This window comes from Stenotrophomonas maltophilia (genome assembly GCF_039555535.1).
GTDB classification, from domain to species: Bacteria; Pseudomonadota; Gammaproteobacteria; order Xanthomonadales; family Xanthomonadaceae; genus Stenotrophomonas; species Stenotrophomonas maltophilia_Q.
Genome location: NZ_CP154630.1, coordinates 2,007,433 through 2,020,923, shown reverse-complemented (window position 1 = coordinate 2,020,923; position 13,491 = coordinate 2,007,433). Strand labels below are relative to the sequence as shown.

The 13,491-nt window shown below is 66.8% G+C and carries 10 protein-coding genes; 2 read left to right on the top strand and 8 right to left on the bottom strand.

Annotation, left to right across the window (positions count from 1 at the left end; translation table 11 throughout):
- Positions 1 to 2 precede the first annotated feature (2 nt).
- The 4 genes from lldR to AASM09_RS09360 all read right to left on the bottom strand — a co-directional run bounded on the left by lldR (position 3) and on the right by AASM09_RS09360 (position 4,049).
- Positions 3 to 767, bottom strand: a complete 765-nt coding sequence (lldR, locus tag AASM09_RS09375) for a transcriptional regulator LldR (RefSeq protein WP_049429032.1) — start codon at positions 765 to 767, stop codon at positions 3 to 5.
- Positions 768 to 820: 53 nt separating this feature from the next.
- Positions 821 to 2,479 (bottom strand): L-lactate permease, encoded by a 1,659-nt coding sequence (gene lldP / locus AASM09_RS09370; RefSeq protein WP_049429033.1) that lies wholly within the window; start codon positions 2,477 to 2,479, stop codon positions 821 to 823.
- A gap of 232 nt (positions 2,480 to 2,711) precedes the next feature.
- Complete coding sequence (locus AASM09_RS09365) at positions 2,712 to 3,164, bottom strand: MgtC/SapB family protein (RefSeq protein ID WP_049429034.1); 453 nt, start codon at positions 3,162 to 3,164, stop codon at positions 2,712 to 2,714.
- Between the two features lie 126 nt (positions 3,165 to 3,290).
- Complete coding sequence (locus AASM09_RS09360; RefSeq protein ID WP_049429035.1) at positions 3,291 to 4,049, bottom strand: SDR family NAD(P)-dependent oxidoreductase; 759 nt, start codon at positions 4,047 to 4,049, stop codon at positions 3,291 to 3,293.
- A gap of 447 nt (positions 4,050 to 4,496) precedes the next feature.
- Between AASM09_RS09360 and AASM09_RS09355 the strand changes: the two genes are divergently transcribed.
- Complete coding sequence (locus tag AASM09_RS09355; protein ID WP_049429036.1) at positions 4,497 to 5,450, top strand: helix-turn-helix transcriptional regulator; 954 nt, start codon at positions 4,497 to 4,499, stop codon at positions 5,448 to 5,450.
- 122 nt (positions 5,451 to 5,572) lie between these two features.
- Here the strand turns inward: AASM09_RS09355 and AASM09_RS09350 are convergent, their stop codons facing one another.
- The 3 genes from AASM09_RS09350 to AASM09_RS09340 form a co-directional block, all read right to left on the bottom strand.
- Positions 5,573 to 7,483, bottom strand: a complete 1,911-nt coding sequence (locus tag AASM09_RS09350) for a CocE/NonD family hydrolase (protein ID WP_049429037.1) — start codon at positions 7,481 to 7,483, stop codon at positions 5,573 to 5,575.
- A 221-nt stretch (positions 7,484 to 7,704) separates the two neighbouring features.
- Positions 7,705 to 8,091, bottom strand: a complete 387-nt coding sequence (locus AASM09_RS09345; RefSeq protein WP_049429038.1) for a DUF4440 domain-containing protein — start codon at positions 8,089 to 8,091, stop codon at positions 7,705 to 7,707.
- Positions 8,091 to 9,449, bottom strand: coding sequence for an MFS transporter (locus AASM09_RS09340; RefSeq protein ID WP_049429039.1), 1,359 nt, complete (start codon positions 9,447 to 9,449; stop codon positions 8,091 to 8,093). Before AASM09_RS09340 ends, AASM09_RS09345 begins: the two co-directional genes overlap by 1 nt.
- Positions 9,450 to 9,554: 105 nt before the next feature.
- Here AASM09_RS09340 and AASM09_RS09335 point away from each other — a divergent pair, with 105 nt between their 5' ends.
- The gene (locus AASM09_RS09335) at positions 9,555 to 10,460 is read left to right on the top strand and encodes a LysR family transcriptional regulator (protein ID WP_049429040.1); all 906 of its coding nucleotides are present in this window, start codon (positions 9,555 to 9,557) and stop codon (positions 10,458 to 10,460) included.
- A 180-nt stretch (positions 10,461 to 10,640) separates the two neighbouring features.
- On the opposite strand, the gene AASM09_RS09330 is transcribed toward AASM09_RS09335, so the two are convergent.
- Positions 10,641 to 13,436, bottom strand: coding sequence for a beta-glucosidase family protein (locus tag AASM09_RS09330; RefSeq protein WP_080355000.1), 2,796 nt, complete (start codon positions 13,434 to 13,436; stop codon positions 10,641 to 10,643).
- Positions 13,437 to 13,491: the final 55 nt, after the last annotated feature.

Genomic DNA, 13,491 nt, shown 5'->3' with positions numbered 1-13,491 from the left:
GGTCAACCGTGTGGGGAAGGTAGACGCGAGGCCCGCGCACGCCGGGCTTCGTTGTCATCGAGGGTGCGCAGCGTGGTGTGCACGAACTCGAGGTGGGCATGCGCGGCGGCGCGCGCGCGTTCCGGGTCGCCGGCCAGCACCGCATCCATCATCTCGCGGTGCTGGTCGGACAGCGGCGAGAAGGTCCTCGCCGAGGTGTAGAGCTTCTCGCGGCTCTGCGAGATGTTGGTCTGCAGCAGCTCGAACAAGCCTCGCATCACCTGCAGCAGCACCAGGTTGTGCGAGGCCTCGGCGATGGACAGGTGGAAGGCCGCGTCGGCCTCGGCCTCGCCGGTGGGGTCGTCCTTGCCGTGCGCATCCATCATGGTCTGGAACGCCTGCGCGATGCGCGCGCGGTCCTCGTCGGTGGCGCGCAATGCAGCATGCCAGGCGGTGGCGCCTTCCAGTGCGTGGCGGATCTCAAGCACGTCGAAGCGGTATTCCGGGTCGCCCTGGAACAGCGGCAGGTACGGCGCCAGCGGTTCATCCAGCGCTTGCCTCGCGCGCGCCGCAGGTTCGGCTACGTAGGTGCCGCCACCGACGCGTGCGGTCAGCAGGCCTTGGCTGGCCAGCTGCGCGATCGCTTCGCGCAGCGCCGTGCGCGAGACCCCCAGCTGCACCGCCAGGGTGCGCTCGGCCGGCAGCCGGTCACCGGGCTGCAGCCGTTGTTCCTGCACCAGGCCGCGCAGCTGTGCGGCCACCTTGTCGGAAATGCGTTGCATGCTCATGGCGCCATTGTGGCCCGAAGCACGCGGCAGAGGGATGGCCGGCGTGGCATGGCTCAGGGAATCATCCAGGTCAGCCAGTAGGCCTGGGCCAGGGTGATCAGGCCGACCATCGTGGTGAAGACCAGGCTGTGCTTCACCGTGAAGCGGAACAGGTCCGATTCCTTGCCGGCCAGGCCGACCGCCGCACAGGCAATGGCAATCGACTGCGGCGAGATCATCTTGCCGGTGACACCGCCGGTGGTGTTGGCCGCTACCAGCAGCACGTCGGACACGCCGATCTGCTGCGCTGTGGTGGCCTGCAGTGCCGAGAACAACGCATTGGACGAGGTGTCCGAACCGGTCAGGAACACGCCCAGCCAGCCCAGGAACGGCGAGAAGAACGGGAACGCATCGCCGGTGTGCGCCAGCGCGAGGGCGAGCGTGGCCGACAGGCCCGAATAGTTGGCGATGAAGGCGAACGCGAGCACCATGCCGATCGAGTAGATCGGCATGCGCAGCTCACGCACGGTCTCGCCGAAGGTCTGCAGCGCCGAACGGGCCGGCATGCGCAGCGCGATGATCGCGATCACCGCCGCGAGGATGATCGAGGTCCCGGTGGCCGAGAACCAGTCGAATTTATAGACCGCCTCATAGCTGAGCGGCGCGTCCACGATCGGCGGCATCTTCTGCACCAGCTGGTCCAGCCCCGGCACCGGAATCTTCAGCACCCAGCCTTCCAGCGGGCCGCCCGCCGCGAACAGCGACTTGAACGGCTTGATGCTCCACAGGGTGACCATCGCAGTGAGGATCAGGAACGGCGACCACGCCTTGGCGATCTGGCCAACGCTGTAGCGCGGCGCTTCCAGTGCCTGGGCGGCCGCTTCGGCGCTGGTTTCAGTGTCGAAGCGGAAGATCCGCACCGGCTTCCAGCGGCGCAGGAACAGGGTCAGGCACACCAGCGACGCCAGCGACGCGGTGATGTCCGGCAGTTCCGGGCCGATGAAATTGGAGGTCAGGTACTGGGCGATGGCGAACGAGCCACCCGCAACCAGCACCGCCGGCCAGGTTTCCTTGATGCCGCGCCAGCCATCCATGATCGCCATGATCCAGAACAGCACGATGATGGTGAGGAAGGGCAACTGGCGGCCCGCCATCTGGCCAATCTCGAACGCATCCAGCCCCGTGACCTGCCCTGCCACGATGATCGGAATGCCCATGGCACCAAAGGCCACGGGCGCGGTGTTGACGATCAGGCACAGGCCAGCCGCATACAGCGGCTTGAAGCCCAGCCCAACCAGCAGCGCCGCGGTGATCGCCACCGGTGCGCCGAAACCGGCCGCACCTTCCAGGAAGGCACCGAAGGCGAAGCCGACCATCAGCATCTGCAGGCGCTGATCTTCGGTGACCGACAGGATCGAGGCGCGGATGATGTCGAACTGCCCGGTCTTGACCGAGACCTTGTACAGGAACACCGCGCCGATGATGATCCAGGCGATCGGCCACAGCCCATAGACGAAGCCGAAGCCAGCCGCACCCAGCGCCTGGGTCAGCGGCATGCGGTAGAACAGCAGCGCAACGCCAAGTGCGATGGCCACGGTGATGGTGCCGGCCAGCCAGCCCTTCATGCGCAGCACGGCCAGGGCAACGAAGAAGAACGCGATCGGCAGCAGCGCGATCAGGCTCGACAACCACAGGTTGCCGGCGGGGTCGTACAGGTGTTGCCAGGGCTGCATGAAAGCTCTCGACTGGGGGCGGGATGTGCTCCACCGCAGGCGGTGGGTCGCCGTGCCTGTCGATCATTGGTCTTACCAATATCGATCTTGATCAGGCCACGTAGAGCGGATTTAACCGCCACACTGACGAAGCGCCTATTAGACCATAGGGCTAGATCACATATTGGTCTTACCATTATGACTACCCGTGGTAGTGCCGGCCGCTGGCTGGCAACCTCGTCCGCCCCCTCCCCTATGAGATCTTCTTCTCCAACCGCCGCATCACCGCCAGCACGAGCACACACAGCACGCTCACTCCAATGGCGATCACGTACTTGCTGATCCCCACCGCAATCCCGATGGCCGCCGCCATGATCAACGAGCTGGCAGTGGTCAATCCGCTGACCTGGTCTTCGCGCGAGCCGCGCAGGATGGTGCCGGCGGCAACGAAGCCGACACAGGCCACCACCGCTTCGATCAGACGGACCGGGTCGACCTGCAACAGGTCGCGATAGCGCTCCTGCTGGAAATGTTCGGCGACCGAGTCGCCGAGGCCGACGATCAGCGCAGCGGCCCCGGCGATCAGCATGTGCGTGCGCAGGCCGGCGGCGTGCTTGCCCATTTCGCGCTCGACACCGAGCACGCCGCCGAACAGCATCGCTGCGGCTACGCGCAGCAGGATCGAGACATCCTGGGTGAGTTCCATGGGCAGGCTCCGGGAGTTTCCCGGAGCGTCGCGTGGCGATCGTGGGACGGGGGTGAAGGCGATGGCACGCCTTCTTCACCCCACGCTGTCATCCACGCATGGCGTGGATCTACTGACCGCATTCGCTCACTGCGCCAGGTAGCCACCATCGATGGCGTAGTAGGTACCGGTCGCGAACGAGGCATCGTCGCTGGCCAGCCAGGCCACCAGTGCCGCCACTTCCTCGGCCGTGCCCAGGCGTTTCAGGGCGTGGCGCCCTTCCAGCGTCGTGCGCACCTTCGGGTCCATCTTCTCCAGCAGCGGCGTGCTGATGAAGCCCGGGCCGACCGCGTTGACACGAATACCGTCGGCAGCATGTTCCCACGCGGCTGTCTGGGTCAGCCCGACCACGCCGTGCTTGGCCGCCGCGTAAGCGGTGGAACCGGCATACCCCACCTGGCCCAGGATCGAGGCCATGTTGATGATGCTGCCGCCGGTTCCAGCGGATCGCATTGCCCGGATCTGCGCACGCTGGCACAGGAACACGCTGGTGAGGTTGACGTCGATGACCCGCTGCCAGCCATCGATCGGATAGTCACCGCTGCTGGCGGCCGGCCCGCCGATACCGGCGTTGTTGACCGCCACATGCAGGCCGTCGAGTTCGTTGATCGTGCGCTGCACCGCCGCCTCCACCGCGGCATCGTCGGTGACGTCCAGCGCGATGCCAATCGCCTGCGCACCGGCATCGCGCAACTGCGCCACGGTCGCATCCACCGCATCCTGCTTCAGGTCCCAGACCGAGATCCGCGCGCCGGACGCCGCCAGGGTCTGCGCCACGGCCAGACCAATGCCGGACACACCGCCGGTCACGATCGCGGTCTTGCCGGTGAGTTGGTAGTCAATCATCTGCGTTCTCCATCAGTGGGGATATCGAAGTGGCCTGCAGCAGCCAACCGCCCCACCCTACGCGCGTGCCTGTGATGGCCTGGCTGACACCGCGTCTACGGGCGATCGTTCCAGCCATGAAACCTCAACTCAAGTTGATGTATGGAATTACGTACGGATATGCATGCAAAACGCCTGCGTATGCTCGGCGGCATTTTCACTTTGGCCGTAATCGTCAATCGTTTTGACCCTATTGGAATCAAAAGCGCGCGAATCGAGGCGACAATGGGAAACGTTTCCAGTTTCTTCGACACACTCCATTCAACCTGGCGTTTCCCCAGCCATCCAGAGTGCCCACGCCACTGCTTCCCAGCATGCCTGCGCGGGTAACGACCGGATCTGCATCTGCGTTGCAGAGCGCGTGGGCGAGGTAATGCCAGCGTCCACCTCCAAAGTACGTGCCGAGCGATGTCCCGATACTTCACTTTTGCCGATTACCGCCGCTTTGGCCACCGTCATGGCTTCGATTACCGCGCTGACCCGGAACACCTGCGCGACGACCAGTGGGCCGGCCATGGCGAGGTCAACGAGCAATTCCTGCGCGGCGGCATGAGCCTGATCGCCTCCGACGTCCATAATCGCTTTCCTTATGTAGCGACCGCCCAGCAGAGCCCCGGCCTGGCCATCCGCGTGATGCTGCAGGGCCAGGTCGATGTGCGCATTCCGCGACGCGGTGGTTTCACCCTGCGCGCCGGCACGGCGATGACCGCGCACCACCGCGAGCAGGTCGAGATGACCGGTGCGCATCCCGGCGAAACGCGCATGCGCGGCGTCAGCGTCATGGTGCCCGGCCAGATCGATCCGGATCTGTTCCATCTGCCGCAGCTGGAGACCGCGCTCAACAGCCACCTGGAATGCCGCCACTGGGCCATTCCGCATACCCTGCTGCCGGTACTCGGCCAGTTGTTCGACAGCCCATGGGAAGATGGCATCGACGCCTTGTGGCGCGAGGGCGTTGCACTGCAGCTGCTGGCCGTTGGCCTGAAGGCCGAGGATCTGCAGACCGACCATGTACGAACGCTGCGGGCCGGCCAGCGCGAGCGCCTGGAGCGCGTGCGTGCCTACCTGCATGACGACCCCAGCCACGCCCACAGCCTGGTCGAGCTGGCGCAGCTGGCGTGCATGAGCCCAAGTTCGCTGCGCCGTCATTTCGCCCAGCAGTACGGAAGCTCTGTGTTCGACTACCTGCACGAACAGCGCATGCGCCATGCCGAGCAGGGCCTGCGCGAGGACGGCTGGACGGTCGAGCAGGCCGCTGCCGCCAGTGGTTACCGCCACCCCAGCAACTTCGCCGCTGCATTCCGCAAGCGCTTCGGCCTGGTCCCCAGCCGCTGGCGCACGGGCCCCTCGAAGGTGGGGTGAAGACCAGTGCCTTGGTAGGTGTCGACCTTGGTCGACACGCTCTCGCGCCATTGCAGTTGCCGGCCAGCGGCCGGCACTACCGCAGCCGCCGGGCATCGCACACCCGGCGGATCTCACCAACCTCAATACACCGGCAGATCGATGTAGCTGGCCTGCGCCGCACTGTGCCAGACCCGCTGCGTGGCCTTCTGGTAATCGCCCGGCTTGGCCAGGTAGATGTTCGGCACGTAGGTCTGCGGGTTCCGGTCATACAGCGGGAACAGGCTGGACTGCACCTGCACCATCACCCGGTGCCCCTTCTGGAAGGTGTGGTTGGCGTTGGGCAGGTCGAAGCGGTACGGCAGCACCTGGTTGGCCGCCAGCGGCTTCGGATCACTGAAGCTCTCACGATAGCGGCCGCGGAAGATCGCCAGTGACACCGGCAGCTCATAGCCGCCCATCTCCGGCGCCGAGGCCTCCTGGTCCGGATACACATCGATCAGCTTCACCACCCAGTCGCTGTCGGTGCCGCTGGTCGAGGCCTGCAGGTGCACTACCGGCGCGCCGCCGATGCGCAGTGGCGCGGTCAACGGTTCGGTCATGAAAGTCAGCACGTCCGGGCGACCATCGACGAAGCGCTGGTCCTTGACCAGCCAGGTGGTCCACATGTCGCGGTCACCGAAGCGGACCGGACGCGGCACGAACGGCACCGGCTTGGCCGGGTCGGACACGTACTCCTCGAAGTCGCCCTCGCCCGCCGCCGGCGCCTGGAACGCCAGCTTGCCGCCGGCACGCAGGTACAGCGGCTTGCTGCTGGCAGCACAGCCCTTGTCGCAGCTGCGCGGCCAACCCTTCAGGCGATCCCAGTGATTTTCGCCGGTGTTGTAGATCAGCACCGGCGGCGTGTCGGCCTTCGGCGCACCGTCCACCAGGTACTGGTCGAAGAACGGCTTGAGCACATCGCGACGGAACTGCAATGCGGTATCGCCATCGAACTTCAGCGCGCCCAGCTCACTGCCACTGTAGTTCACCTGGCTGTGTCGCCACGGGCCCATCACCAGGTAGTTGCGGTTGTTGCCGCTGTCGCGCCCTTCCATCGCCTGGTAGGCGTGGTTGGCACCCCACATGTCCTCCTGGTCCCACAGGCCCTGCAGCCACATGGTCGGCACCTTCAACGGTGTTTTCGCCATTACCGCGTCCAGCGCCTGGCCCTGCCAGAAGCCGTCATAGGCCGGGTGCTCGACCAGCTTCTTCCACCAGGTCAGCTGGTCCACGCCGGTGAAACGCGCGTAGTCGCCAGCCGAACCGATGCGCAGGAAGGTGCTGTAGTCATCGTAACCGAGGCTGGGCAGTGGCGTACCCTTGCCACGCTTCTCGGTCTGCATCGCGAAATAGTTGAAGTTGACCTGGCGGAATGCACCGTAGTTGAGCCAGTCGTCACCCATCCAGCCATCGACCATCGGGCTCTGCGGTGCGGCCACCTTCAGCGCAGGGTGTGGGTCGGTCAGCGCCATTACCACGGTGAAGCCCTCGTAGGACGAGCCGAGCATGCCGACCTTGCCATTGCTCTCCGGCACGTTCTTCACCAGCCAATCTATGGTGTCCCAGGCGTCGGTGGAGTGGTCGACCTGGGTGTTGTTCAACGGCCCGCGCAACGGCCGAGTCATCACGTAATCGCCTTCGGAGCCGTACTTGCCACGGATGTCCTGGAACACGCGGATGTAACCGCCGTCGACGAACACCTCGTCGCCCTGCGGCAGCAGGTCGCGCATGCGCGGCGAATCACTGCGGCTGGCGCGGCCAGCGGCATCGTAGGGGGTGCGGGTCAGCAGGATCGGGGCATTGCGGGCGCCCTTGGGCACCACGATCACCGTATACAGCCTGGTGCCATCACGCATCGGCACCATCACCACGCGCTTGTCGTAGTCACGACCGACATCAGGGGCAACGAAGGGCTTGCCGCTGATGTCCGGGGTCATCGGCGGGGTATCGGCGGCCAGCACGGTGCTGGACAGGCAAAGGGCAATGGCTACAGCGACGGCACGCACACGCATGGACAACCCCTCCCGGCAGGAAAGCCTCAAGCCTACTCCTGCCTTGAGCCATGAGGTGTGGGCGGACTTTGCATTCTGCGGCGGATGCAGGCAGGACTGATGGCACATGTGCGGCCGGGTAGGCGTGCGCAGACCCGACGCTGTAGAGCCGAGCCCACGCTCGGCTGCTTTTCGGGCAGGTTGCGGTGGCCCCAGCCGAGCCTGGGCTCGGCTCTACAACATCAGGCCGCCGGCACTTCGTGCAGGGCCAGCCAGCGCCAGCACCCGGCTTCCTGCCGCAGCACCGCCAGCGACTCCCGCCAAGCAGGCGTGCCGCCATCGATCGAATGGCCTTCGCGATAACGCAGCACCGCCAACGGTGACGGCGCTTCCACGGCCTGCACGGCCTCGATGCTGATCTGCAACCCGGCGCGCGCGCCATGGCCTCCCACGAACAGCGCCTGCACGGCATCGCGATCCAGCCGCCGCCCTGCGATGCCGACCATGCTGAAGTCTGCGCAGAAATGGGCCATCAGACCATCCAGCGCATCGGTGCTGACGTCGGCACGGAACCAGCCCTGCAGTTTGTCGTGCAGGTGGTGGATTTCATGTTCTGCGGTGGTATCCATCAGGCATTCTCGGGTTGCGGAAAGGAAAGCTGTTGCGGCCGGCGCAACAGCGCCAGGGGCAGCAGGGTAAGTACGGCGGCCAGACCCAGCGCCACGCCGGTGGCATGGGCCGGCAGCCATTGCATGGCCAGTGCCAGCAGCAGCGCGATGGCCGCAGTACCGAGGCAGAAACTGAGCTGGCGGTTGAGGTTCCAGAGGGCACTGGCATCGCCCAGCGCCTCCCCCTCCACGCCATGGAAGGCCAGCGTCTGCGCGGTACTGCTGCACAGGCTGCCGCCAGCGCCCATCAGCGCGAACAACAGCGCGGCCGATGCGAAGGCGGGCTGAGGCAGCAGCGCCATCAATAGCAGCCCACTGGCCTGCAGCAGCATGCCCACGCGCAGTACCGTGGCCGGGCCGAACCGGGCCAGCAGGCGCTTGCTGGCCGTGATCGCGATGGCCGAGGCCAGCGCCCACGGCAGCATCAATGCGCCGATGCGCGCGGCGCTGTAACCGGCCTGGTGCAGCTGCAGCGTGCTGACCAGCTGACTGCCGATGAACACGCCGGGCACTGCCAGATACACCAGCATTGCCAGCCGCAGCCTGCGATGGGACAGCAGCGACCAGCGCAGCAACGGGTGCGCCTGCCGTCGTGCATGCCGCAGGTGGAATGCCGCCAGCAGCAATGCGATCAGCAGCAATGCGGCACCGGCGGCCCGATGGTCGGGTTCGCCCAGCCAGGTCAGCGCCAGCAGCAGCGCGCCCAGCGCCAGCATCGCGGTAGACAGCGCATAGGCCTGCAGGCGCGGCGCACTGCGCGCGCCATCGGCCGGCATCCACGCCAGCACCAGTCCAATCGCCAGCACGGCCAGCGGCAGGCTGGCCCAGAGCACACCGCGCCAGGACAACCACTGCACCAGCAGCCCACCGAGCGCGGGCGCCAGTGCTGGTACCAGCAGCGCAACCAGCAGGATGCGGCGGGTCAGCGCGCCACGCTGGCCCGGCGTGCACTGTCGATAGGCGGCTGCCTGCGCCACGGGAATCAGCAGGCCACCGGCCAGGCCCTGCAGCAGGCGCCAGCCGAGCAGCCAGCCGATTCCTGGCGCTGCGCCAGCCAGCACAGCGGCGACCGCGAACAACAGCAACGCCACCAGCAGCAGGCGACGCTCGCCACAGCGCGCGGCCAGCCACGGCGCCAGCGGAATCACTACGCTCAGGCCCAGCATGTACGCCGTGCCGACCCAGGCCAGGGTGCTGACGTCGGCGTGCAGCTCCGCTGCCAATGCCGGATAGGCCACCGTGGCGATGAACATGTTGCCCAGATCCAGGGCGAATACCAGCAGGAAGATCGCCTCATGGCGCAGGCGGGGGGACGGCATCGGCGGCGCTCCAACAGGGAAGCGGCCAGCATGCCGTGCGGGCCTTGTTGGAAAAACACGACAGCAACTGCAACACTGTCAAATCCACTTTGACAATGAATTGCCATGGTCAGCCTCGATCGCTTCGATATCTTCCGCGCCGTGGTCGAGGCCGGCAGCCTCACCGCAGCAGCCGATCGGCTCGGCCTCAGCCGCGCGGTGGTCAGCTTCAACCTGAAGCGGCTGGAGCAGGAGCTGGGCGTGACCCTACTGCTGCGCAGCACCCGCCACCTGGCCCTGACCGAGGCCGGCGAACAGTTCCTGCAGCACTGCGTGCAGGCGTTGGACGCCGCACAGGCAGCGATCGATGCCGCGCGCCGCGACCAGCATCAGCTGCAGGGCGTGCTGCGCCTGACCACCACGCCGGAGTACGCCCAGCTACGCTTGATTCCTGCGTTGGAGGCCTTCCGTGCGCGGCACCCGGCCCTGCAGCTGCACCTGTCGACCTCACCGGCACCGGCCGACCTGATTCCCGAACGCTTCGACCTGGCCATCCGCCTCGGCCGCCTGCCGGATTCAGGGCTGCATGCCAGCGAGCTGGAACGCCATCCACTGTGCGCGGTGGCGGCTCCGTCCCTGCTCGTACGCCTGCCCTCTGCCGATGCTGCCGATGACCCCGTGCAGCTGGGCACCCTGCCCCGCCTGGGCTACCCGCGCCTGGCCGATGTGCCGGTGGTAGCGCCGGATGGCAGCGACGCCTTGTTTGCCACCAACCCGGGCAATGCGGTAGTGCGCGTAGATGGTGCCAGCAGCCTGCGCGCTTTCGCCGTGGCCGGCGCCGGGGTCACCGTGCTGCCACGTTGGCTGATCGAGGACGATCTGGCCCAGGACCGGCTGCGCCCGGTACTGCGCCAGCACCGCTTCCCGCAGCAGAGCGTGTACGCGGTCTACCCGCACAGCACGCAGCCCTCGCCGAAGGTGCGTCAGCTGATCGATTTCCTGCGCGGGTGGTTCACCGGCACGCCCGGGTGATGACGGCGTCCGCCGGGCGCGGCCTTCTGTAGAGCCGAGCCCACGCTCGGCTCCGCTCTACAACAGCCGAGCATGGGCTCGGCTCTACAGTAGATATCCGGTAGCGCCGGGCCGTGCCCGGCGAGCGCAGCGGCAATCTGCAAACAAACACGGCCCCTTCCGGGGCCGTGTCTTCAGGCATCAGCGCAGCACCTGCTCCACCAGCTGCACGTCCACGCTCTGCAGCGGCTCGGCCGCATTGCGCGACAGCTGCACCTGGTAGGTGCCGCCGTCGATCTTCCACTGGCGCGCCTGTGCATCGTAGTGGGCCAGGGTCTTCGGCTCGGCTTCGATGCGGATGCGGCGCTGTTCTCCCGGCTGCAGGTTCACCTTGTCGTAGCCGATCAGGCGGATCGGCGTGGTGCTGCCGGCCGGCAGCTTCAGGTACAGCTGGGCCACGTCGGCGCCGGCGCGCTTGCCGGTATTGCGGATGTCGACGCTGGCGACCAGGCGCGAACCCTCCACGCTCACCTTCAGGTTTTCATAGGCGAACGAGGTGTAGGACAGGCCGTGACCGAACGCGAAGGTCGGGGTCAGGCCCTTGGCCGCCATCCACTTGTAGCCGACGTTGGCGCCTTCGATATCGAAATCGAACACATCACCGAACGGCTTGGCCGGCTTGAAGCCGAGGCCGTCGATGTGCGGGCGCGGCAGCTGCGATTCGTCCACCACCCAGGTCACCGGCAGGCGGCCGGACGGGTTGGCCTGGCCGGTCAGCAGCGCGGCGATGCCTTCACCGCCGCGGATGCCCGGGTACCAGGCCTGCAGCATCGCCGGCACCTGCGCCAGCCAAGGCGTGCGCACCGGGCCGTTGGTTTCCAGCACCAGCACGGTCTTCGGGTTGGCCTTGGCCACTGCCGAGATCAGGGCATCCTGGTTGTCCGGCAGCTGCATGTCCGGCAGGTCCACCGATTCGGCGGCCCACTGGGTGGCGAACACGATGGCCACGTCGGCCTGCGCGGCTGCCTTGGCCGCAGCGGCGGCATTGCTGCCGTCCACGTACTCGATGGTCGCGTCCGGGCGCGCCGCACGCAGCGATTCCAGCGGCGAGGACGGGTGGAAGATCACCGGGCCCGGCCAGGTGGTCGGCAGCACGCCCGGCACCGCATTGGTGCCCTTGGCGGTCACGCCCACCATCGACGAACCACCGCCACCGATCACGCCCTTGTCGGCATGGCCGCCGATGATGACGATGCGCTTCACGCTGTCGGCAAGCGGCAGCAGGTTGCCCTCATTGCGCAGCAGCACGCTGCCTTCTTCCACTGTACGCTGGGCGACGGCGAAACCGGCCTCGGCATCGACCTTCTGGTGCTGCGGCGGATTGTCGAAGTTGCCATGCAGGAACATCGTGCGCAGGATGCGCGCCACCATGTCATTCAGGCGCGCCTGCGGCACCACGCCACCGTGCACGGCCAGGCGCAGCGGTTCATCGAAGAACACGGCCGCATCGAACACTTCACCGGCCGACTGCTGGTCCAGGCCGGCCAGCGCGGCCTTCGAACCACTGTGCACGCCGCCCCAGTCGGACATCACGAAACCGGGGAACTTCCATTCCTGCTTCAGCACCTGGTTCATCAGGTAGCCGTTCTCGCAGCCGTAGGTGCCGTTGATCTTGTTGTACGAGCACATCGCCACGCCCGGGCGGCCAGCCTCCAGCGCGATCTCGAAGGCCAGCAGGTCCGACTCGTGCATGGCCTGTTCGCCGATGCGCACGTCGTGGAAGTTGCGACGGGTCTCCATGTCGTTCAGCGCGAAGTGCTTCATCGAGGAGATCACGTGCTGGCTCTGCACGCCCTGGATCAGCGCGCCAACCATCGAGCCGGCCAGCAGCGGGTCTTCACCGGCGTATTCGAAATTGCGCCCGTTGCGCGGGTCGCGCTGCAGGTTGACGCTGCCTGACAGCAGGATGTTGAAGCGCTGCTGCCATGCCTCGCGGCCCATCGTGGCGCCACCGGCGAAGGCCACATCGCGGTTCCAGCTGGAGGCGGTGGACGGGCCGGACGGCATGGCGGTGGCAAAGTCACCCGGACGGATACCACCGGGATTGGTCACGCCGACGCCGGCATCGGCCGATTGCTGCGACGGAATGCCCAGCCGCGCCACGCCCGGCACGAAACCGGCCGAACCGACCGCGCCTTCCGGCAGCGGGCCACCGTCCTTGCCCAGCCCGAAATAGCTGTGCAGCATCTGGAACTTCTCGTCCTCGGTCATCGCCTTCAGCAGCAGCGCAGCGCGCGCATCGGCGTTGAGGGTGGTGTCCATCCACGGCCTGTCGCCATGTTTGTCGGCGGCATAGGCCAGGGTCAGCAGGGTGGCGCGCAGGGTACTGCCTTCCACCTTGAACGGCGCACTGCTGGCGGCCTGGAAGCCATCGCTGAAATAGCTGGCATCGGCTTCCAACGCCACACGCGCCGGATCGAAGCCTGCGGCCTTGGCCGATTCACCGGCCACCGCGCCGAGCAGCACCGCCGGTGCACCCAGCCGCGAACGGGTGACCAGCGCCGGCAGCTGCGCCGCACCTGCACCGGCATCGGTATAGACCGCCACGGTGTGGCGGCCGTCGTCCAGGCGCAGGTAGTTCAGGCCCGGCTGGTCGGGGCCGGATTCAGCGGCGATCGGCAGTCGGGTCAGCACGGCCTGGCCGCGCTGGGTCTGGCCATCGTCCTTGCCGGCAGCAATGAAGCGGTACTCGTAGCCCAGGCCATCGGCCAGCACCTGCAGCGGATCGACCTGGCCGATGCCGCGCTGCACCTGGCGCACGCTCACCGCGTCCACCTGCAGGGTCTTCAGCTGGGCGGCCAGGGCCGGCATCGCCTCGTCCGTCGGGGCCTGTTCCAGGGTCAGCACAGTGAACGCGGCGGGGTCGGCCCAGGCCGGGGCGGCCAGTGCGGCAGACAGGGCCAGGGACAGTGCAAGCGGCTTTGTAAACGTTTTCATCGGCAGGCGTAATTCCGTTGCCAAGGCAATCGGTCCAGGGAAAGTGCCGCCGAAG